This window comes from Halosimplex aquaticum (assembly GCF_028747785.1).
In the GTDB taxonomy this organism is placed as follows: Archaea; Halobacteriota; Halobacteria; order Halobacteriales; family Haloarculaceae; genus Halosimplex; species Halosimplex aquaticum.
The window spans coordinates 1,266,904-1,288,039 of record NZ_CP118158.1 but is presented as its reverse complement, the minus strand read 5'-3'; the positions used below and the strand labels follow the sequence as shown (position 1 = coordinate 1,288,039).

Annotated in this window: 20 protein-coding genes; 8 read left to right on the top strand and 12 right to left on the bottom strand. The window is 69.3% G+C overall.

The window, feature by feature from the left end:
• Positions 1 to 67: 67 nt before the first annotated feature.
• Both purB and PSC72_RS06390 read left to right on the top strand, forming a co-directional pair.
• A complete protein-coding gene (gene purB, locus PSC72_RS06395) occupies positions 68 to 1,456 on the top strand; it encodes an adenylosuccinate lyase (RefSeq protein WP_274325058.1) in 1,389 nt (462 codons plus the stop codon).
• A gap of 135 nt (positions 1,457 to 1,591) precedes the next feature.
• Entirely contained in the window at positions 1,592 to 2,209 is a 618-nt protein-coding gene (locus PSC72_RS06390; RefSeq protein WP_274325057.1) for a phosphoribosyltransferase, read from the top strand.
• A 23-nt stretch (positions 2,210 to 2,232) separates the two neighbouring features.
• Here the strand turns inward: PSC72_RS06390 and PSC72_RS06385 are convergent, their stop codons facing one another.
• Positions 2,233 to 2,475: a hypothetical protein gene (locus tag PSC72_RS06385; RefSeq protein WP_274325056.1), complete on the bottom strand. Its 243-nt coding sequence runs from the start codon at positions 2,473 to 2,475 to the stop codon at positions 2,233 to 2,235.
• A 98-nt stretch (positions 2,476 to 2,573) separates the two neighbouring features.
• On the opposite strand from PSC72_RS06385, the gene PSC72_RS06380 reads away from it, so the two are divergent.
• Complete coding sequence (locus PSC72_RS06380) at positions 2,574 to 2,801, top strand: DUF7860 family protein (protein WP_274325055.1); 228 nt, start codon at positions 2,574 to 2,576, stop codon at positions 2,799 to 2,801.
• A 35-nt stretch (positions 2,802 to 2,836) separates the two neighbouring features.
• Here PSC72_RS06380 and PSC72_RS06375 read toward each other — a convergent pair whose 3' ends face one another.
• The 3 genes from PSC72_RS06375 to PSC72_RS06365 form a co-directional block, all read right to left on the bottom strand.
• Complete coding sequence (locus tag PSC72_RS06375; RefSeq protein WP_274325054.1) at positions 2,837 to 3,967, bottom strand: M20 family metallopeptidase; 1,131 nt, start codon at positions 3,965 to 3,967, stop codon at positions 2,837 to 2,839.
• Positions 3,964 to 5,238 carry a diaminopimelate decarboxylase gene (gene lysA / locus PSC72_RS06370; protein ID WP_274325053.1) on the bottom strand — a complete coding sequence of 425 codons (1,275 nt, stop codon included), beginning with the start codon at positions 5,236 to 5,238 and terminating at the stop codon, positions 3,964 to 3,966. The genes PSC72_RS06375 and lysA overlap by 4 nt, the downstream gene beginning before the upstream one ends.
• Before the next feature lie 219 nt (positions 5,239 to 5,457).
• Complete coding sequence (locus tag PSC72_RS06365; RefSeq protein WP_274325052.1) at positions 5,458 to 6,327, bottom strand: universal stress protein; 870 nt, start codon at positions 6,325 to 6,327, stop codon at positions 5,458 to 5,460.
• Between the two features lie 190 nt (positions 6,328 to 6,517).
• On the opposite strand from PSC72_RS06365, the gene PSC72_RS06360 reads away from it, so the two are divergent.
• The 4 genes from PSC72_RS06360 to PSC72_RS06345 all read left to right on the top strand — a co-directional run bounded on the left by PSC72_RS06360 (position 6,518) and on the right by PSC72_RS06345 (position 9,960).
• The gene (locus tag PSC72_RS06360; RefSeq protein ID WP_274325051.1) at positions 6,518 to 7,693 is read left to right on the top strand and encodes a 3-dehydroquinate synthase II; all 1,176 of its coding nucleotides are present in this window, start codon (positions 6,518 to 6,520) and stop codon (positions 7,691 to 7,693) included.
• A 173-nt stretch (positions 7,694 to 7,866) separates the two neighbouring features.
• A complete protein-coding gene (locus PSC72_RS06355; RefSeq protein ID WP_274325050.1) occupies positions 7,867 to 8,598 on the top strand; it encodes a hypothetical protein in 732 nt (243 codons plus the stop codon).
• Positions 8,591 to 8,923: a winged helix-turn-helix domain-containing protein gene (locus tag PSC72_RS06350; protein ID WP_274325049.1), complete on the top strand. Its 333-nt coding sequence runs from the start codon at positions 8,591 to 8,593 to the stop codon at positions 8,921 to 8,923. Before PSC72_RS06355 ends, PSC72_RS06350 begins: the two co-directional genes overlap by 8 nt.
• Positions 8,920 to 9,960: a glycosyltransferase family 4 protein gene (locus PSC72_RS06345; protein WP_274325048.1), complete on the top strand. Its 1,041-nt coding sequence runs from the start codon at positions 8,920 to 8,922 to the stop codon at positions 9,958 to 9,960. Before PSC72_RS06350 ends, PSC72_RS06345 begins: the two co-directional genes overlap by 4 nt.
• Before the next feature lie 30 nt (positions 9,961 to 9,990).
• Here the strand turns inward: PSC72_RS06345 and PSC72_RS06340 are convergent, their stop codons facing one another.
• From PSC72_RS06340 to PSC72_RS06325, 4 genes are all read right to left on the bottom strand, one after another.
• Entirely contained in the window at positions 9,991 to 10,416 is a 426-nt protein-coding gene (locus tag PSC72_RS06340) for a zinc ribbon domain-containing protein (protein ID WP_274325047.1), read from the bottom strand.
• 33 nt (positions 10,417 to 10,449) lie between these two features.
• Entirely contained in the window at positions 10,450 to 11,160 is a 711-nt protein-coding gene (locus tag PSC72_RS06335) for a type I 3-dehydroquinate dehydratase (RefSeq protein ID WP_382261337.1), read from the bottom strand.
• A gap of 86 nt (positions 11,161 to 11,246) precedes the next feature.
• Positions 11,247 to 12,155 carry a methyl-accepting chemotaxis protein gene (locus tag PSC72_RS06330; RefSeq protein ID WP_274325046.1) on the bottom strand — a complete coding sequence of 303 codons (909 nt, stop codon included), beginning with the start codon at positions 12,153 to 12,155 and terminating at the stop codon, positions 11,247 to 11,249.
• A gap of 179 nt (positions 12,156 to 12,334) precedes the next feature.
• The gene (locus PSC72_RS06325) at positions 12,335 to 13,303 is read right to left on the bottom strand and encodes a transcription initiation factor IIB (protein ID WP_274325045.1); all 969 of its coding nucleotides are present in this window, start codon (positions 13,301 to 13,303) and stop codon (positions 12,335 to 12,337) included.
• A 261-nt stretch (positions 13,304 to 13,564) separates the two neighbouring features.
• On the opposite strand from PSC72_RS06325, the gene yjjX reads away from it, so the two are divergent.
• Positions 13,565 to 14,086, top strand: a complete 522-nt coding sequence (gene yjjX / locus PSC72_RS06320; RefSeq protein WP_274325044.1) for an inosine/xanthosine triphosphatase — start codon at positions 13,565 to 13,567, stop codon at positions 14,084 to 14,086.
• Between the two features lie 25 nt (positions 14,087 to 14,111).
• Here yjjX and PSC72_RS06315 read toward each other — a convergent pair whose 3' ends face one another.
• From PSC72_RS06315 to PSC72_RS06300, 4 genes are all read right to left on the bottom strand, one after another.
• On the bottom strand, positions 14,112 to 15,983 hold the full coding sequence (locus tag PSC72_RS06315) for a flippase-like domain-containing protein (RefSeq protein WP_274325043.1): 1,872 nt from the start codon (positions 15,981 to 15,983) through the stop codon (positions 14,112 to 14,114).
• Between the two features lie 139 nt (positions 15,984 to 16,122).
• Positions 16,123 to 17,928, bottom strand: a complete 1,806-nt coding sequence (locus tag PSC72_RS06310; protein ID WP_274325042.1) for a radical SAM protein — start codon at positions 17,926 to 17,928, stop codon at positions 16,123 to 16,125.
• Positions 17,929 to 18,065: 137 nt separating this feature from the next.
• Positions 18,066 to 18,956 (bottom strand): ubiquinol-cytochrome c reductase iron-sulfur subunit, encoded by an 891-nt coding sequence (locus tag PSC72_RS06305; protein WP_274325041.1) that lies wholly within the window; start codon positions 18,954 to 18,956, stop codon positions 18,066 to 18,068.
• Positions 18,957 to 19,221: 265 nt separating this feature from the next.
• Complete coding sequence (locus PSC72_RS06300; RefSeq protein ID WP_274325040.1) at positions 19,222 to 21,120, bottom strand: ABC transporter ATP-binding protein; 1,899 nt, start codon at positions 21,118 to 21,120, stop codon at positions 19,222 to 19,224.
• Positions 21,121 to 21,136 lie beyond the last annotated feature (16 nt).

The window sequence follows — 21,136 nt, the reverse complement described above, 5'->3', positions numbered from 1 at the left end:
ACGCGGGCGGACCCGCTCGCGGACGCCGACCGATACCCTCTTTGGCCGACTCGCCGCAGGGGCGCACATGACCGACCGTTCGTCACTGCAGGCCGTCTCGCCGCTCGACGGGCGCTACGCCCGTTACACCGAACCGCTGGTCCCCTACGCCAGCGAGCAGGCGCTGATGCGAGCGCGCACTCGCGTCGAAGTGGAGTACCTCATCTCGCTGGCCGACCTCCCGCAGACGCCGCTCTCGATCAGCGGTCCCCAGCGCGAAGAGCTCCGGGCGGTCTACGAGGAGTTCGACGAGGACGACGCGGCGCTCGTCAAGCAGATCGAGACCGAGGGGTACGGCGAGTACTCCGCGACCAACCACGACGTGAAGGCCATCGAGTACTTCGTCCGCGAACGCTTCCCCGAGGACCTGAGCGCCGCCGAGTGGATCCACTTCGGCCTCACCAGCGAGGACGTGAACAACCTCGCCCACCGCCTGCTCGTCAAGCCCGCCGTCGAGGAGGTGCTCGTCCCCGAACTCCGCGAGGTGCGCGACGCGCTGATCGAGATGGCCCGCGAGTACCGCGACCTGCCCATGCTCGCGCGGACTCACGGCCAGCCCGCGACGCCGACGACGTTCGGGAAGGAGCTCGCGGTGTACGCCTCCCGGCTGGGCCGAGCGCTCGGCCGGATCGAGCGCGCGAGCGGCGAGCTGTCGGGCAAGCTGGCGGGCGCCTCCGGCACCTACGCCGCCCACGAGGCGGCCTACCCCGACGTGGACTGGCCCGCCTTCTCCCGGACGTTCGTCCGCGACCTGGAACTGGACCACGAGCCCGTCACGACGCAGGTCAACCCCTGCGACGACCTCGCGGCCGTCTTCGACGCGCTCCGGGGCGCGAACAACGTCCTGCTCGACCTCGATCTCGACGTCTGGCTCTACGTCTCCGACCGCTACCTCGGCCAGGAGGCGGCGGAGGGCGAGACCGGGTCGTCGACGATGCCCCACAAGGTCAACCCGATCGACTTCGAGAACAGCGAGGGCAACCTCTCGAAGGCCAACGCCGACCTGACCTTCCTCGGCGACTACGTCACCAAGTCGCGCCTCCAGCGGGACCTCTCGGACTCGACGGTCAAGCGCAACATGGGCGCCGCGCTGGCTCACTGCCTCATCGGCTACACGAAGCTCCAGAACGGCCTCGACAAGGTCGTCCCCAACGAGCAGGTCATGCGCGACGACCTCGAATCGACGCCGGAGATCGTCGGCGAGGCGGTCCAGACGATCCTCCGGAGAGAGGGCTTCGACGACGCCTACGAGCACGTCAAGAAAGCGACCCGCGGGCGCGACGTGTCGATGGAGGACTTCGCGGCGATGATCGACGACCTCGACGTGAGCGAGGACGTGCGCGAAGAACTGCACGCGCTGACTCCCGCGGGCTACACCGGCGTCGCCAGCGAACTGGTCGACGAGGTCCGCGAGTGAGCACTCGCGCTGCGTCCGCGAGTTGCGGAGCGGAACAGTAGGGTCGGAACGATGTTTTCGGAGATCTAGCAGCACGGGTTCCGAGCAGCGATCGCCGGCCACAGACATTTGCCCGTCAGACGCCTACGCACACCCATGTTCCGCGACCGGACGGACGCGGGTCACCGACTCGCCGACGCGCTGGAAGCGGGGGGGATCGCGGCCGATATCGTCGTCGCGATCCCGCGCGGGGGGTTGCCGCTCGGTCGCGTGGTCGCCGACCGCCTAGGCGCGCCGCTCGACGTGATCGTCGCCTCGAAGATCGGCGCGCCGCGCAACCCCGAGTACGCCATCGGCGCCGTCGCCGAGGACGGCGCCGTCTGGCTCAACGACGAGGCGCTCGCGCGCGCGTCGCCTTCGGAGGAGTACGTAGCGACCCAGCGGGAGCAGGAGCGAGCCGTCGCCGCCGAGAAAGCGAGGACGTATCGCGAGGGCGACCGCCCCGACTTCAGGGGCCAGCGAGTGGTGGTCGTCGACGACGGCGTGGCCACGGGCGCGACGATGCGGGCCTGCCTCCGCCTGGTTCGCGAGGACGACCCCGCCTCGCTGGTGGTCGCCGTTCCGGTCGGCCCGCCGGACACGCTCGAGGAACTCGAAGCGCTCGCAGACACGGTGATCGCTGTCGAGCGTCCCCGACGATTCCGGGCCGTCGGCGCTCACTACAGGAACTTCGGCCAGGTCAGCGACGACGAAGCGATGTCGTACCTGGCGTAGAATGGGCGGGGCCGTCGCACCGGTCAGGCCGCGTTCTCGGCGCGGAGTCGCGGCAACACGACGTGGTAGGCGACGTTGAGTCCCGCGTAGATGAGGACGGCGCCGAACAGGGCTTCCCAGAGACCGAGCGTCGTCTGCCCGGCTGTGAGGTCGTGCACACTCGCTTGCTCTGCGAGCGCGCCGACGACGGTCAGCGCCCCGGCGACCACGACGTAGAAGACAACGCCGAGCACTTCGGCGAGCGGTCCGAACAGGAGTTCTCGCATAGGGGCCCGATATGCGACATCCCCACATATGGTTTGCGTGAGACCGTGTGACGGAGCGACGCGGGAACTTTTTGTGCGGGCGCGAGCCATCGAGAGCCATGACGCAGTACGTGTCCACCGACTACCCGTCGCTCGCGAAGACCGGGTTCCTCCTCGGGGTCTCCCTGTTCGCTCTCGGCGCCGCGGGCGAACTCGTCGGAACGGCAGTCCTCGGCGGGGTCCCGGGCTGGGAACAGACGCTGTTTTTCGACATGGAAGTGCTCGGCATCCTGCTCGGCCTGTTCTCGCCGCTCGTGTTCGGCATCGTCCTCCCGCTGGTCGAATAGCGACTCGGGGACGGACCCCGATAGAGAATCGAAGTCTACAGCAGCGCGTCGACCGCGTCGCGGACCGCTCGCGCGGCCGCTCGGACGTCCTCGCGGCGGACGTACTCGCGCTCGCTGTGAGCGACAGCGCCCTCCTCGTCGGCCAGGTCGCCCGGCCCGAAGACGACCGTCGGCGCGTGCTCGGCGAAGTAGGAAGCCTCCGTCGCGGCGCCGAACGGCCGCACCTCGCCGCCGCTGGCGTTCGCGAGCGACTCGACGAGCGCCTCCGCGGGGTCCGTCGCGAACGCCGTCAGGAACGGCGTCTCCCGCGGCGAGAGGGCCACCTGCAGGTCCATCCCGGTCGGGACCCACTGGGAGAGGTGGTTCTGCAACTCGTCCCGGAACTCCTCGGGCGTCTCCGGCGGGACCGGTCGTCGGTCGAACGTCAGCACGCACTCCTCGGGCACCTGGTTGGACGCCTCGCCGCCCTCGATCACCGTCGGCGTGAGTGTCGGTCGACCGAGCGACTCGTGCTCGCCGGGACCGCGCTCCTCGTCGTACGTCTCCATCGCCTGCAGGATCGGTGCGGCGGCCCGGATCGCGTTCGCGCCGCTCTCGGGCGTGGCCGCGTGGGCGGCCGATCCGGTGATCGCGATCGACCCCTCGTACTGGCCGCGTGCGGCGTTGCAGACGTCCAGCCCGGTCGGTTCGCCGACGACGAACCCGTCGGCGTCGAGGGTCCCCGCGAGGTGGGCGGCGCCGGTCTGGACCGTCTCCTCGTCGGGCGTTATCGCGAGCGTCAGCCGCCCCCCATCGCCCCGCACGCCGGCCGTCAGGAACGCGTCGACCAGCGCCGCGAGCGGCCCCTTGGCGTCGCAGGCGCCCCGGCCCTCGACGACGGCGCCGTCCTCGCGCTCCGCGTAGGGCACGTGTGGCGGTACCGTGTCGATGTGCGTGTTGAGGACGAGGTGCGTGTCGTCCGCGTCGCCGTCGCGCTCGACGGCCGCGTCGCCGGGTTCGAAGCCGTCGACCGTCCGCGTCGCGAGCGTGTTGCCCGCCTCGTCGACCACGGGGTCGGCGCCGGCGGCCTCCAGCGTCTCGACGAGCAGGTCGCGCATCTCGCCGACGGACTCGTGCGATTCCGTCCGAACCGCCTCCTCGTGGAAGTCGAGAACGTCGAAGGTCATCGCCGTCGATCACCCTCCTCGGCGCTCGGCGCCTCGCGTTCGACCCTGGTCACGTCGTCCATCGACTCCCGCCGGCGGACGACCCGCGTCTCGTCGCCCTCGACGGCGACTTCCGCGGGCCGGGGCTGGGAGTGGAACTGGTTGGCGAGTTCGTAGCCGTAGGCGCCAGCGTTCCCGATGGCGAGCAGGTCCTCCCGCTCGGGGCGAGCGATCGGCCGGTCCGTGCAGAACACGTCCGCGCTCGTGCAGCACGGTCCACCGACGGACACCGGCTCCAGCTCCCGGTCGGGCGCGGAGACGTTCGCGATCGGGTGATAGGAGTCGAACATCGCCGGCCGGATGAGCGTCGCCAGCGAGGCGTCGACGCCGACGACGGTCGCCTCCGGCGTCTCCTTGACCGTGTTCACTTCGGTCAGGATCAGTTCGGCGTCGGCGACGACGTAGCGGCCGGGTTCGAGCTTGATCTGCGCGTCCAATTCGCCGACGGCCTCGCGTACCTTCTCGCCCACCGTCTCCACGTCAAGCGGCTCCTCGTCCTCGCGGTAGGGGACCCCGAACCCGCCGCCGAAGTCGACGAACTCCAGGTCGACGCCGGTCTCGGCCGTGACCTCCCGCGCCAGGTCGGCCACCTTCCCGATGGCCCGGCAGTGGTCGTCCAGGTCGTCGTGCAGGACGCCGCTCCCCATGTGCGCGTGCAGCCCGACGAGGTCGAAGCGCTCGCGCAGGTCGTCGGCCAGTTCGACCACCTCGTCGTAGGGGATCCCGAACTTCGCGTCCTTCCCGGTCGCGACCTTCTCGTGGTGGCCCGTGCCGATGCCGGGGTTGATCCGGATGGCGACGCGGCCGTCGTATCCCCGCGCCTCTAGCCGGTCGAACGTGTCGCGCGCGCCGCCGGTGACGGTCAGTCCGGGGTGTTCGGCGCCCAGTTCCGCCGCGTAATCCAGGTCCGCGTCCGGCGGGTTGACCGCGGTGTACTGGAGCGTGTCGGGGTCGGCGCCGGCGCCGATCGCCCGCTGGAGCTCACCGCGCGCCGCGCACTCGATGTCCGCGCCGGCGTCGAGCAGCGTTTCCAGCACCGCGCGGCCGGTGTGGGCCTTCGCGGCGTACATCACGTGGGCGTCCGGGAACGCCGCGGCGAATCGCTCGTAGTTCGCCGCGACGCGGTCGAGGTCGACGACGTACAGCGGCGTGTCGTGCTCGGCCGCGAGCGCCGACAGCTGATCGAAGTCCCAGTCCGTGACGCGGCGGACCGGCGGCGAAGCGTGGCTCATTGGCAGAACTCGGGTGACGGCGGCTAACAAGCCTTGCGAACCATCTTTTTCGCTGGGGGGTCGCTCGCGGTGCTCGCGACCCCCCAGCGAAAAAGATGGGTGAAAAAGGCCGCTCGCGCTCCGCGCGAGCGGGGAACCGCGCCTCACTTCGCTCGGCGCGGATGCTCAGTACAACTCCCTTTCACGAAAGAAGCAGAGTGAGACGACGGACAGAGTCGGTCAGAACCAGCGGGAGACGAACGAGTCGGCCGAGTTGCGGTGGGCCGTCAGTATCGGCTTCGCATCCGTGTTCTGGGTCACCTCGTCCGTGGTCGATCCAAAGAGGAAGCGCCGGAGCGTCCCCTTCTCGGGCGCGCCGAGAACCGTCATGCTGTGGTACCCGGAGTGCTCGATGATCGCCTCGGCCGGGTCCGACGCCCGCAGGACGTGCGTGTCGACGTCCACGTCGTCGTCGAGCCGGTACTGGTACGCGTCGAGGAGTTCGTCCGCGTCCCGCTCGGCCTCCGACGGCGCGTCCTCCGGGACGACGTGGAACAGCTCCATCCAGCAGTCGTACGCTCGGGCGATCGCTTCCGCGATCCTGGTCGCGAGCCCCGAGTGCGGCCCCCTCGCGACCGGGACGAGGATGCTCGACGGCGACTCGAACGCCTCCATGCCCGTTCCGACGACGGTGTGGCAGTCGCCGGGGACGGCCTCTTCGGTCCCCCCGAGCGAGAAAAAGCCCTCCTCCTCGTGGTCGACGACGGTGGTCGTTATCGAGTTCGAGCGGACGAACGACTCGAGCAGCGACTGGGAGTACTCGTCGGTCTGCTGGATCACGGGGACGTCGAACTGGTCCTGGACGTCCCGTTTCAGCTCCACGTGTTCCCGGATCTCGGACGGCCTGGTGACCTCCCCGTCGTCGACGGCGTGGAGAATGTAGAGGCTCCCGTCCGTCCCGAACGCCACGCTCGCCCCGAGAAAGCTCGTCTCTGTGAGGTTCACGGCGTCGTGGAACGGCACCAGGACCCGCTGTTCCTCGGGCGGCCAGTCGACCCCCTCGTGGTCGAGGGTCTGGGGCCACGGACGATCTTCGGAGTTGATGCTCATCGAACAGTGGTCTCTCTCGGGGAATAATAAATGGAACCCCTGTGGACGAGCGACGATACGCCACCACACTGCCTCGCGTCCCGGCCGTAGACGGCCGCTCTCGCGCGGTTGACGGCCGAGCGTCTGACGCGGATCACCGATAGCGCCGGTTCCGCCACGTTCAAATCAGACCGGAGCGACCGTGGGTACAATGACACGGCAAGTGTGGCTGAAGGCCGACGACGAGGTCGGCGACTGGGACGAGCGCAAGCGGCGGATCACCGCCGGACTCGAAGCGGGCGTCGACTGGGTCCTCGTCGACGAGCAGGACGTCGAGCGGGTCCGCGACCTCGGCGCCGTCGACGTCGCGGCGTTCACCAACGGCGACGTGCACGTCATGGACGCCGAGGCCGACGAGGAGGACGAACCCGACATCGCCGTCGTCGGCAAAGACGGCGAGGGCGACGGGTCGATGGACATCCCCGGCGACCTCTCGGGCTCTGCGGATCTGTCCGTCCTCCGCCAGGACGGCAAGGCGACGGCTGGCTACGTCCGCATCTTCGACCAGCGCTACGAGGAGTTCGCCGAGGAAGTCGCCACGGCGGCCGACTACACCATCGTCGTCGGCGAGGACTGGCAGATCATCCCGCTCGAAAATCTCATCGCCCGCATCGGCGACGAGACGAACCTGGTCGCCGGCGTCACGACCGCCGAGGAAGCCCGCACGGCCTACGAGACGCTGGAAATCGGCGCGGACTCGGTCCTGCTTGACACCGACGATCTGGACGAGATCCGCAAGACCGTCGAGGTGCGCGACGAGATGGGCCGCGAGCAGGTCGACCTCGTCGAGGCCGAGATCCAGGAGATCGAACAGACCGGCTCGGCCGACCGCGTCTGCATCGATACCGGCAACCTCATGGAACACGACGAGGGGATGCTCGTCGGGTCGATGTCCCGCGGTCTCTTCTTCGTTCACGCCGAGACCGCCGAGTCGCCCTACGTCGCCTCCCGCCCCTTCCGGGTGAACGCCGGGGCCGTCCACGCGTACGTCCGCACGCCCGACGGCGGGACGAAGTACCTCTCGGAGCTCCGGAGCGGCGACGAGGTGCAGGTCGTCGACACCGAGGGCCGCACGCGCGAGGCCATCGTCGGCCGCGTCAAGATCGAGAAGCGGCCGATGTTCCGGGTCAGCGCCGAGGTCGAGACCGACGAGGGCGTCGACCGCATCGAGACGCTGCTGCAGAACGCCGAGACGATCAAGGTCGCCACGTCCGATGGCCGCAAAGCCGTCACCGACCTCGAAGAAGGCGACGACGTGCTCGTCTACTACGGCGACAAGGCCCGCCACTTCGGCGAGGCCATCGAAGAGAGCATCATCGAGCAGTAACGCGGCCGCGCGCTCTACCGTCGGCTCTCCCAGTTTCTCCCGGTACTGTCTCTCCGTTCCCCGCCTCGGACTCACATCTGAGCTGTCAGTGCGCGTCGAAACGGCTCGGTTTGTGAGTCCGATGTGAGTTGCAGCGCAAAGATTTAAGTACATCATCTGCTAGAACTCACGTCATGGCGAGAGAGGTGCGGATCACTATCGACGACGACGAGGTCTTCGAGCGGATGAAGGCCCGCAAGCGCGAACTCGACCTCTCCTGGGAGGAGGTGCTCCACCGCGGGTTACGCGAGGTGCCCGAGGAGCGACCGGGAGAGCCACAGCCGCCCGGCGCGAGCCCCGGCCGAGAGGGGGACCGCCGCGCGGCGGACGACCGGCGCGGTCACCACGGCCACGACGTCAACGTCGAGTTCGGTTCCGGCTCGGTCGACCACGGCGACTCCATCGGTGCGATGGTCGAGGAGATCAAGGGACAGGTCCACGACCAGGTCCGCGAGTCGCTCCGCGCGTCGATGGAGTCGGTCGAGACGGCGGGCGCGGGCCTCGAACGCGAGATGACGGAGCTCGAACGCGCGGAGGACGCCGTCCTCCGATTCGACGACGTGACCGGCGACGACCCGCGCTACCGGGTGCCGCTGCGCGTCCGCCTGGAGACGAGCCGCGGCGGTCTCGACTTCGAGGTCGTCGCCGTCCGCGGGGGCAAGTCGGTCGCCGGGATGAACCGCTTCGACCGCGAGACCCGCCAGGCGATAAACGAACACCTCGCCCGCGGCGGGACGGCGACGCTGTCGTTCGACAGCGAGGAGGCCTACGAGGTCGGTCCGGCCATCGCCTGGCGCCGCGACGACGACGGGGCGCCGGTCGTCTCCGACGTCGGGATCCCGGAGGTGCTCTTCGATGATGAGTGAACAGGCGAACGGCGGAGACGCGCCCGGCGAGCGCGACGATGCGCGCGGGGTCGTCGGCGCGGATGGCGACGAGCGCGCGGACCCGGCGGCGGTGTCGGACACGTTCACGCTCCTCAGCAACGAGACGCGGGTGCGCATCCTCGCGGCGCTCGCCGACGCCGACGAGGAGACGGTGCGCTTCTCGGACCTGCGCACGCGGGTGGACGTGACCGACTCCGGCCAGTTCAACTACCACCTCGACCGACTCCGCGGCGACCTCGTCGCGAAGACCGACGACGGCTACGCCCTGACCGAGTCCGGACGAGCGGTGGCGAGCCTGCTATGAGGGTCAGCCACTACTTCGAGGGCGAGGGCGTCGTCACCGGCGGGTTCGCCCAGTCAGTCAACAACCAGCGTGCGATCCTCGACGAGCACGACATCGACTACACCACCGACCCCTCCCTCGACGTCGACCTGCTCCACCTCAACAACGCCGGCCCGCGCTCTCTCTACTACGCCAAGCGCGCCCGCCGGCGCGGGATCCCCGTCCTCTTTCACACCCACAACACGGCCGCGGACTTCCGGGACAGCTTCGTCTTCTCGAACGCGCTCGCCAAACCCCTGCGACCCTATCTCGCGTACGCCTACGGCCTCGCCGACCACCTGATCTGTCCCTCAGAGCACAACCAGGAGGTGATCGCCGAGTACACCGACACCCCGTCGACGGTCATCTCCAACGGGTTCGACCACGAGCGCTTCGCCGGCTGGGACGACCCGGCCCTCCGCGAGGAGTACCTGGACCGGTACGATCTGGAGCCGCCGGTCGTCTTCATGTTCGGCCACGTCATCAAGCGCAAGGGTCTGCGGACGTTCGTCGAGACGGCCCGGGCGCTCCCGGAGTACGACTTCGCCTGGTTCGGCTACCTCAACCCCACCGGCGGCCGACTCGACAGGTTCCTCCAGCCCCGCGAGACGCGAAAGCTCGTCGAGTACTCGCCCGAGAACTGCACCTTTACCGGGTACATCGAGGACCCGCGGGGCGCGCCCGCGGCCGGCGACGTGTTCTTCTGGCCGTCGAAAAATGAGAACGAGGGGATGGCGCTACTGGAGGCGATGCACTGCGGGAAGCCGCCCGTCATCCGCGACATCCCGACCTACGAGTGGCTGGACGACGGCGAGGACTGTCGCAAGTGCGCGACGGCGACGGACTTCGCGGACGCCATCGCCCGGCTCTGCGAGGACGCCGACGAGCGCGAGCGGATCGGCGCGAACGCCGCGGCGACCACCGAACAGTTCACGCTCGACGCCGTGGGCGAACAGCTGATCACGCTCTACGACGAGGTCGTGAGCGGGCCGACGAACGAGCGGACGCCGACGGGGTGACCCCTCGTCCGGCGAGGTCGACTCCGCGATTCAGACGCCGGACCCGGAGTCCTCGGACTCCGATTCGGGGGCGATGCGCTCGGTGCACCAGTGGCAGAAGTCGATGTCCGGGTCGACGTCCCGGCCGCAGTTCGGACAGGTCGTCCCCTCCTGGACGGCGGCGTCGCGGTTCTGGCGCTTGGCCATCCAGTAGGCGTCGATCATGCTGAAGACGGTGATGGAGACGAGCGCGAGCGCGGCCTCCGGCGGGATGTTCTCGGCGGCGCGGAAGAGGGCGTCGAGGCTGGTCGTCTCGGGCATCGCCTCCTCGTCCATCAGGAGGGCGAAGCTCGTCACGTTGAGGAAAAACCAGACGAGCGCGCGGAGCCACTCGCGGAGATAGACGTGCCCGAGCCCGGGGTAGAGGAAAGCGAGGACGACCGCCAGCCACGGCCGTGTGTTGTTCCGAGTACTCACTGTTAGTTGCCCGATTTCGGTCGTCCCGCGTTGTTAAGCTTCCGACTCCCCGGCTTTCGGCCGCTCGCTCCGCAGGCGGTCGACGAGCCCCGACAGCGTCGCGAGGTCGTACTGCCCGGGCGCGGTCGCGTCGGCGGGGTCGACCGGCGCGTACCCGATGCGCGAGCCGTACAGCGGTGCGACGGCCCGGGAGTGGCGGCCGGCTTCGCCCATCGCCATCGTCGCGACCGTCTCGCCGGCGGTCGTCGCGTCCCACGTCGCCCCGAGCAGGTCGAGCACGTCGCCGGCGCCCTCGGCGGTGACGGCGAGTTTCGCCACGTCGCCCCAGCGGCTCGCCTCGGCGAGCAGCTCCCGCATCGTGTCGCGATGGGGCGTCTCCGCGAAGTCGTGGGTCGAGACGACGACCGCCGTCCCGCGGTCGCGGGCGTAGTCGACGACGTCGGTCGCGTCACCGTCTTCCAGCGCCGCCAGTTCGACGTCGATCGCGGCGACCGCATCGTGCGCGGCGGCCGTCCGGAGCGCGTCGAGGCGGTCCTCGCCGTCCGCCGCCTCGCCGCCCTCCCAGGTCGGTCGGTTGGTCGCGATCAGCGGCAGGTCGCCGTCGTAGGCCGCGAGCGCGTCGAGCGGGTCGCTCGCCATGTCCAGGCGGAACTCGACGGCGTCGGCGTGGTCGCGCGCGTGCGGTTCGTCGCTCAGGTCCGCGGTCGCGGCCGCGAGCACGAACGACGAGAAATCGATGTCCATGTCCGGTCGTTCGGCGAGGCGAGAAAAAAGCGTCCGGATCCGCGCCGGCCGGTCGGCGCGGGTCACCGGGTCGCCCGCGACTCGGCCTACGAGTCGAGGTCGCGGACGAGGTCCTGGATCTCGGTGATCTGCGCGGTCTGCTGCTGGTTGGCCGCGGCGATGCGTTCGATCTCGCTGGCGACCTCCTCGGCGCTGTCGGCGGTCTGGTCGACCATCGAGGCGACCTCCTCGGTCGAGGCGGCCTGCTCGTCGGTAGCGCTCGCGACCTCCTGGGCGCCCTGGGCGGCCTCCTCGACGGCCGCGTCGATCTCCCGGAGCACGTCGACGGTGTCGTCGACCTGTTCGATCCCCTCTTCGACCTGCTCGTTCGCGTGGTCGATGCTCTCGACGGTGCTCTCGGTGTCGCTCTTGATGTTCGAGACGAGCTGTTCGATCTCCGTGGCGTTCTGCTGGGACTCCTCGGCGAGGCTCTTGACCTCGTCGGCGACGACGGCGAACCCCTCGCCGGCCTCGCCGGCCCGTGCCGCCTCGATCGAGGCGTTCAGCGCCAGCATGTTCGTCTGGTCGGCGATGTCGTTGATCACTTCGACGATGTCGTCGATCTCGTCGATGCGGTCGCGCAGTTGCTCGACGTCGTCGGAGACCTCCGTGTTGGCCTCGTCGACGGCTTCCATCGCGTCGATGGCGTCGTCGGCCATCTCGCGGCCGTCGTCGGCGAGGTCGCGCGCCTCGGTGCTGACCTGACGGACCTGGCTCGCGCTGGAGGCGACCTCTTCGACGGTCGCGCTGAGGTTTGAGATCTCCGCCGCGACCTCCCGCATCGTCTCGGACTGCTCGTTCGCGAGTTCGCTGATCTGCTGTGAACTGCCGGAGACGCTCTCGGAGGCCCGCAAGAGCTCGTCGATCGCGGTCCCCAGTTCATCTATCGTCATGTCTCCCGCCTCGTCGGAGACGTCGAGTGTATCGGAGGCGAGATCGCCGGATTCGGAAGCCATGTGCGTACCGCCGGAAGCGAGCGAATTAAGCGTACCTGCGCGGTTATCAGGCCTGATTCTCGAACGCGCTTCGAGGCGGACCGACGCGTCGCTCGTCGGGGTCGATCAGGAGCTGTCGGGTCCGAGTCGGCGGCCCGGTCCCGGATCGGGAGGACAGGCGGTCGCGGGCGACGTCCCCGTCAGGCCACCGGGAGGCCCTGCTCGGCCTCCAGCAGTTCGTGGTAGCGATTCCGGATGGTGACCTCGGAGATGTCGGCCACCTCGGAGACCGCGGCCTGGGTCGTCTTCTCGTTCGTGAGCAGGGCGGCGGCGTAGACGGCCGCGGCGGCGAGGCCGACGGGCGACTTGCCGGAGTGGACGCCCTGCTCCTTGGCGTTCTGGAGGAGCGTTCGAGCGCGGTGCTCGGCCTCGTCGGACATCTCCAGCGAGGAGGCGAACCGCGGGACGTAGCTCTCGGGGTCGGCGGGCGCGACTTCGAGGCCGAGTTCGCGGATGACGTAGCGGTACGTGCGAGCGATCTCCGACTTCTCGACGCGGGAGACCTCGTTGATCTCGTCGAGGCTACGGGGGACGCCCGCCTGGCGGGCCGCGGCGTAGACCGACGCCGTCGAGACGCCCTCGATGGAGCGGCCGGGCAGGAGGTTCTCGTCCAGCGCGCGGCGGTAGATGACCGACGCCGTCTCGCGGACGTTCTCGGGCAGGCCGAGCGCCGAGGCCATCCGGTCGATCTCGCCGAGCGCTTGTTTGAGGTTGCGCTCTTTCGAGTCGCGGGTGCGGAAGCGCTCGTTCCACTTCCGTAGGCGCTGCATCTTCTGGCGCTGGTTCGAGTTCAGCGAGTTCCCGTAGGCGTCCTGGTCGCGCCAGTCGATGTTCGTCGAGAGGCCCTTGTCGTGCATCATGTTCGTCGTCGGCGCGCCGACACGGGACTTCTCGTCTTTCTCGCTGGCGTCGAAGGCGCGCCACTCGGGACCGCGGTCGATCTCGTCGGTCTCGACGACGAGGCCGCAGTCCTCGCAGACCGTCTCGCCGCGCTCGTCGTCCACGACGAGGGCACCGCTACACTCCGGGCACGACTGGTGGGTTCGCTCGTCGGTCTGTTCGTCTTCCTGTTCGTCCGTCCGCTGGGTTCTGATTCGAGAGTCGCTCATAGCTCTGGGGCGTACTCATCCGGGTCGGGAACGCCGCAAAAATCCCGGACGCGTCCGATGGTGAGACAACCATTCGGAGAAATTTTTATAAATCTGTCGGTCTCACGTTCGCGATCGGACCGAAACTGTATCGAGGCGGGATTTCGGTGAGCATGTGAACGCTTTCCACGCCAGTTAGTTACCGCTTTATGTACCTGCCGTGGGACGTGGCCCGAACCGAGAGCGAAACGGCCAAGCGGTCGGTGACGAGAGCGTTCGGGCATGGAACGCGTCGCAGTCGGGAGCACGAATCCGGTGAAGGTCAGCGCGACGGAACGAGCCACGGCGGCGCTGTTCGACGCCGACGTGACGGGCGTCGATGTCGACTCGGGCGTCTCCGAACAGCCGATCAGCCAGGCGGAGACGGTGACCGGGGCGGAGAACCGCGCGGCACGGGCGCTCGAAGCCGACCCCGAGGCGACCTACGGCGTCGGTATCGAGGGCGGAGTGGCCGAGTTCGACGAGCGACCCGGCCTGTACCTGATCATGTGGGCGGCGGTCAGCGACGGGGACCGACTGGAGCGCGGCGGCGGCCCGAGCCTGCGCCTCCCCGACGGCATCGCCGAGCGGGTCCGCGACGGCGAGGAACTCGGGCCGGTACTGGACGACGTGCTCGACACCGAGGCGATCAGCGAGCGAGAGGGCGCGGCAGGCGTGCTGACCGGCGGCGCCATCGACCGCGAGTCCGCGCTGGCTCACGCCGTCGCGGGCGCGTTCGGGCCGTTCGCCACCGACTTCTACTGAAAACGAGCCGGCGGGCCGAGGCCCCTCAGTCCTCGGTCGCCGCGGCGGCCTCGACCTCGTTTGCTTCGCGGCTCTCCTCGACGGCGGTGGTGAGCGAGACGTTGAGCCACGCCATCGAGGCGAGGCCGCCGACGATGGTGACGGCGTTCTTGACGACGTGGTCGACGATGGAGATGGCGAAGGCGACGTGCGCCGGAATCCCCGTGAGCCCGAAGACGATGAGCGTGAACGCGCCCTCGTAGAGGCCGATCCCGCCCGGAGAGAGCGGGAGCACCTTCGCGAGGTTGCCGACGCTGACCGCGAAGAAGGCGGTGGCGACGAGTGCGGGGGTGATCACCCCACCGAGCGCGGGCCTGATCGCGTCGCCGAACGCGTAGAACACGACCAGCGCCGTCAGCACGTCGACGACCCAGATGACGAGGCTGCCGACGCCGACGCGGGCGAAGGCGCTTCGGTCGCTGATGACCGCCTCGATGTCGCCCACGAACTGCTCGATGACGCCGGCGACGTAGTCCGCGTAGGAGTCGTTGCTGACCGCCGTGACCGCGCGGTGGACGTAGTCGGAGTCCCGGCGGGCGCTGAGTAGAATCGCCGTGACGGCGACGACCGCCGCGCCGCCCACGACCGCGGCGACCTGCAGCGCAGTCCGGGCCGCCGCGCCCGGGTCGATCGTCTCGCCGCCGACGGTGACCGGCGGCACCTCCGCGGCGATGGCCTGTGCGATCTGGTCGGTCCCGCCGGTCAGGACCAGGCCCACGAGTACCGTCCCGGCGAGGACGGTGATCGCCAGCAGGTCGAACACCCGCTCGATCGCCAGCGACGCGAACCCGCTGGGATACGGCACGTCCCGTCGGGCTTTCACCACGTACGCGCGGACGCCGTCACCGAGCCGGGCCGGGAAGACGAGGTTCCCGGTCTGGCTGATGAAGATCGCGCCCGTCAGGAACCACGTGTCGCCGGAGTACCCCAGTCTGTCGAGGATGTCGCGGTAGCGCAGTCCGCGCAGCGGCCACGAGAGCAGGTAGACGACGCCGGAAGCGACGACCCACCGCGAGTCGGCGCCGCTCATCGCGTCGAAGACGGCTTCCAGGTCGAAGACGACGCCGACCGCGACGACGAGCGCGAGCATGACGAGGACCGAGCCGGCGGCCATGCTCACGCGCCGTGAGAGCCGCGGGCTCACGGAGAGTTGCCACCACGTCCGGAGGATCTGGCTCCCCATGCCGAACACGTCCCGGACGAGGTCGACCTTCGTGTCGCCCTTGGGCTCCCAGTCGACGGGGAACTCCTTGACCCGGTAGCCCCGGCGCTGGGCGAGCACGAGCACTTCCGTGTCCCAGAACCAGTGTTCGTCCTCGACCTCGCCGCGGAGCGCGTCGAACGTCTCCCGCGAGATCGCCTTGAACCCGCACTGGTGGTCCTCCAGGTCCGAGCGGAGGAACAGGCGGACGAGCGTGTTGTACCCGAGGCTCGACACCGCGCGCTTGGCCGGTCGCTCGGCCTTGTTCTCGGGCATCCAGCGCGAGCCGGTGGCCACCTCGTACTCGCCGGAGCGCACGCTCTCGACCAGCTCTTCGAGGTGTTTCATGTCCGTCGCGAGGTCGGTGTCGAAGTAGACGAGCGTCGATCCCTCGGCGCGCTCGAAGGCGTACTCCAGCGCGCCGCCGCGGCCGAGGCGCTCGTCGCTGTGGATGTGGCGCACGCGGTCGTCCTCGCTCGCCATCCGCGAGGCGATCTCCGGCGTGCGGTCGTCGCAGCCGTCCTCGGCGACGATCACCTCGAAGGCGTCTGCCGGCAGAAAGGAGGCGAGCGTCTCCAGCGTGACCTCCACCGTCCGCTCGATGGTGGCCTCCTCGTTGTAGGCCGGGAGGACGACGCTCACCTCGACGTCACTCATTGGTGCAGGTAGCGGCAGGCACGGCCAAGAACCTTCTGTTCGCCTGCGCAAGGTCCGGCGGTCGAACGGCGCCAGTCGCCGCCTCCGACGTTCGCGGTCGCCGGTTCGGGGACGGTGGTAGCCGTCTGCTTCTGCCCCCTCAGTCGCCGACTTCTGACTGGCCCGGGGCGTCCGCCACGTCCGCGTAGTCGGCGCGGTCCGGTCGGTCGGCCAGGCCCGGGATATCGACCGGCTCCGCGCCGTCGACCGTGGCGAACGTCGAGAGATCCGCGTCGGTGCCGACGGCGTCGACGGTCTCGTAGGGGCGGTCGACCACGATGTCGCCCGCGGTCGACCGGCCGACGCCGGGGACCGCGCGCAACTCGTCCATCGACGCCGAGTTGAGGTCGAGCGGGTAGGGCACGCCCGTCACCGAGCGGTAGCCGTGGTCGGTGATCGCCACGTCGACGGTCTGCCCGAGTTCGCGCTCGCCGGGAATGGCGACGAGCAGCGCGTAGGTGCCCAGTTGCCGGCCGAATGTCTTGCCGTCCTGGTGGTACTCCAGGTGGACGTCCGGCAGGACGGTCCCCGGCGGCGCGACCCGCTGGAGCATCGCGTTGTCGATCTCTTCCCGCACTTCGCGCTTGTACTGCTTGAACTGCTGTTTGTGGTCGCGGGCAATCTCCGCGCCCGTCTCGCTCATCTCGGTCCCCTCGAAGGCCATCACCTGCCGGATGTTGATCCGGCGGACCATCAGCCCCTCGTCGAGGATGCGCTGCAGGAACCGCTTGTTGTGCTCGAAGGTCTCCGAACGCTCGCCCTTGAGCCCGTGGACGAGGTTGATCCCCGGCAGGAGTTTCGGGAGGCGCCGGGCGGCGTCGTCGCCGAAGTTGGGGGCGGAGTCGCGGTCGCCGCCCGGACGCCAGCCGCCCTCCTCGTTGACGATGCGGACCGCTTCGAGGCACTCCTCGGCGCTCACCAGCAGGTTGTTCTCCTCCTGGACGAGCGGGTCGGCCGATTCGAGGCCGAACGCGGCGGTGTCACCCGGGGTGTTGTGCTCGGCGATGATCCGGATCCCCTCGCGGGACTTCTCCGGGTAGTCCGTGATCGTCACCGGGTTCATGTTGTCGAGGTGCAGCGTCCGCAGGTCGGGCGCCACCTCGCGGATCCCGCCGTAGAGGTCCCGGAGGGCGTCTGGATTCGGTGCCTCGCCGTCGCCGCCGAAGGCGAGGATGTCGGCCTGGCGACCCAGACGGAAGTCCCGGACGCCGTGGTCCGAGAGCGCGTCGACCTCGTCGACGACGGACTGCGCCGAGCGGAACGCGGGGTCGCCGTAGAGCGGTTCCGTGCAGAACGAACAGCGGTAGGCACAGCCCCGCGAGGTCTCCATCTCGGCGATGAGGTAGTCGGGGTGGTTCGGGTGCTGTTCGACGACGAACGCGCCCTGCTCGGCCCAGCGGGCGATCTCCTCGTTGTCGCGCATCCGGTCGCCGAACCCCTCCAGTCCGTTCGCCGCGAGGTCGTACGCGGCGGCCTCGACGTCGCCTTTCGCCACGAAGTCGTAGTCGAGGTCGTCGCGTTCGGTCTCCTCGGCGCCCTTGTTCTCCTCGCCGACGCCGAAGCGGATGGGACCGCCCAGCAGGGTCGTCCCGTCGGCTTCCCAGGTGAGTCGGCGCACCTCGTCCGGTTCGGCGGGGGTGCCGCCGACGTACTTCCCGGGGACAGTCATCCCGCCGACGTAGATCATGAGATCCGCGTCGGCCACGTCCGCCCAGCGCCGGCGCTCCTCGCGGAGCGCGTCGATGGTGTGGTAGGTGATCTGCGACTCGGGAACGCCGGCGTCGACGAGCGCCCCCGCGGTGTAGCGCGGGTACGTCGAGACGTACGGCGGCACGCCGAAGTGCGCCGGCTCGTCGACGTACCCGTCGACGATCGTCACCGAGAGCGTCGCGGGGTCGGTAGTCATCGGAGCGGACTACTGCCTCGACGGGTAAAAGCGCGCGCATCTCTTCTGAGACGGGCTCCGCGGCCCCGACCTGCCGCCCCAGGATCGCGGAGGTATCGGCGAGCGGCGGCACCGACCCGAGCGAGAGCGGCCCGCTCTCACTCCGTCGGGCGCGGTCGCGCGACGAACTGCTTCAGGACGGGACTGAACGGGTTGTACACCGACTGGTGGCACTGGCAGTAGACCTCGTTCGAGGCGTCGAAGTTCGCGCTGCCGGTGAGGACCTTGTACCCGGGGACACAGCAGAAGTGCGTGCACTTGTTGAGCCAGGCGATGAAGTCCTGCTCGGTCGCCGCCTCCACGAACGACCTGGCCTGCTCCGGCACGTTGCTGTAGTCGTAGAACCCCTCGCCGCCCTCGACAAGCGTGCTGATCTCGGGCGACCGGAGCACCTGAATCGGGATCGTCTTCGCGTCCTCCCCCTCGGAGCGCCACCGCCCCCAGGCCGGCTTGCCGAGGCCGTCGACGCCGATGCCGTTGCCCCACTCCTTGTAGTCGTCGAACATGTCGACGGTCAGGACGGTCCCCTCGTCGATGTCCTGTTGCCACTCGTAGGCCGGGGGCGGACTCGACGCCGCGCGGAAGAAGTTGTCCGCGTCCGCGGTGGGCTGGACGCCCTGGTACTGCTCGACGCCGCAGTACTGGAACCACCGCGGCGAGTACGTCACTCCGCCGATCTCCGTCTCGGCGACCGTCCGCTCGACGCCCGCGACCACCTCCGTCTCCGGTTCGGGAAACACCCCGCGGAGTTCGCCCGCGTCGGTCACCTCCATGGGGATTATCGGCATCCCTCGCGGGGCCGGGCCGTCGATGTTCTCGATCGCGACGAACTGCGTCGGGCCGCCCCCGCCGCCGGACGGCGCCGTCGTGAGGTTGATCGCGGCCGCTCCGCCGACGCCGAGGCTAGCGAGCGCCGAGCTCCCGACCACGCCTTTCACGAACCGCCGCCGACCCGTCTCTCCGGGATACTTGTCTTCGTCCAGTGGCATGTGTATCACTCTCGAATAGCTGTCGCCGCAGACCCGGCTCCGTGTCGAGGCGTGCCGCGTATCCGACGGAGACCCGTGTCGTCCTGAGCGGCCGTCGCCGTCGGTGTCCGCTCGCGACCGCTGCGCCGTCCCGCGTTGGCCGGGTCCGACGCGCCGTACCTCCGTTTACGCGAGGACGGGTATGAGTAGCGGGCCTGCATTTCCAGCACCCCGCGAATTCCGGACCGCTGTCGTCGGCATCGGCGCTGCTCGCGACCGACGGCCGTCAGTCGTCCGCGCTCACGGGCCGTTCGTCGGCCTGGGCGTACCACAGGTCGGCGTAGTCGCCCTCGTCGCGGAGCAACGCGTCGTGGGTCCCGCGTTCGACGATCTCGCCGTCGTCCATGACGACGATGCGGTCGGCGTCGCGGATGGTCGAGAGCCGGTGGGCGATGACGAAGGCCGTGCGGTCCTCGACCAGCCGGTCGAGGCTCTCCTGGATGCGCTCCTCGGTCTCGGTGTCGACGTCGCTGGTCGCCTCGTCGAAGATGATGATCTCGGGGTCGTTCAACAGCGCGCGAGCGATGGCGACGCGCTGGCGCTGGCCCCCCGAGAGCTTGATGCCGCGCTCGCCGATCTGGGTGTCGTAGCCCTCGGGGAGGTCCTCGATGAACGCGTCGGCCTCGGCGGCGCGGGCGGCCTCGCGGACGCGTTCGCGCGCCGCGTCGTCCCCGGCTTCCTCGCCGTCGAGTACCTCGCGGTCGCCGTAAGCGACGTTCTCGGCGACGGTGCCCGAGAAGAGGTACGGCTGTTGCTCGACGACGGCGACGTGGTCCCGGAGCGACTGGAGCCCGTACTCGCGTACGTCGCGGCCGTCGACGCTGACGACGCCCTCGTCGGGGTCGTGGAAGCGCGGGACGAGCTTGAGGAGCGTGGACTTCCCCGCGCCCGTGGGGCCCGCGAGCCCGATAGTGTCGCCCGCCGAGACGTCCAGAGAGACGTCCTGAACGACGGGCTCCTCGTCGTATGCAAAGGTCACGTCCTCGAACGCGACGGAGCCGTCGATCCGGTCGGGTTCGTAGGGGTCGTCGGGTTCGGTGACGTCGGGCTCCTGGCCGAGCAGGCCGAACACGCGCTCGGCGCTGGACTTGGCGAGCTGGTACTTGTTCGCGGACTTGCCGACCCGGCGCATCGGGGAGTAGAGCCGGCGGAGGTAGAGGAAGAAGACGGCGAAGGTCCCGGCGCTCAGCGCCGCTTCGCTCTCGGGGTTGTTGATGAGGTCCATCCCGGCGACGTAGAGGATGGCGACGAAGACGACGCCGGTCAGGAGACGCAAGGCGGCGAAGAAGCCCCGGCGGATGCGGAGCGCGGCGACCTTCTCGTCGTGGTACGTCTGGCTCTGGGCCTCGACGCGCTCGCGCTCGAAGTCGTAGCGGTCGAAGGCCTTGATCACCGCCGCGCCGCTGAGGTTGTTCTCCAGGCGGGTGTTGAGCCGCGCGACGGTCTGGCGGATCGACCGGTAGCGCGGTTCGATCCACGTGAGGAAGAGGCCGCTCGCGAGGCCGATGATCGGGACGGGCGCGAGCGCGATGAGCGCGAGCTTCACCGAGTACGTCGAGAGGATGACGGCGATGCCGCCGACGGTGGCGACGACGCGGATGAACTGGCGGAACTCCGTGTTCAGGAACGACTCCAGCCGGTTGATGTCGCTGTTGAGGATGGACATCATCCCGCCGGTCTGGTGGTCGGCGAAGAAGTCCATCGAGAGGTGCTGCAGGTGGTCGTAGGTGTCGTTTCGCAGGTCGCGCTGGACCTTCTGGGCGGTCGACTGGAGGAGATAGCGGGAGGCGAACCGCGAGACCGACCGGACGAGGTACGCCACCGCGGCGATGACGACGAGCCGCTGGAGGAACGAGACCTTCGCGGCCTCGCTCGTGATTTCGCCCGGCGGGAGGATGCCCGCCTGTGTCAACAACCCGGGTTCGCTGTTGTTGAGGACCACGCGGTCGATGGCCGCGGCGACGATTATCGGCGGGACCAGCCGGGCGAAGCGCGTCAGGAACGAAGCGAGGACCCCGACGGTGAGGCGGAGCCAGTACGGCGTCGCGTAGCCGATGAGCCGCCACATCGGGTTGCCGTCGAGGTTCTCGCGAACGCCCTCGAACCCGCCGTGTTCGTCTGCCATGCGGGCCAGTTCGACT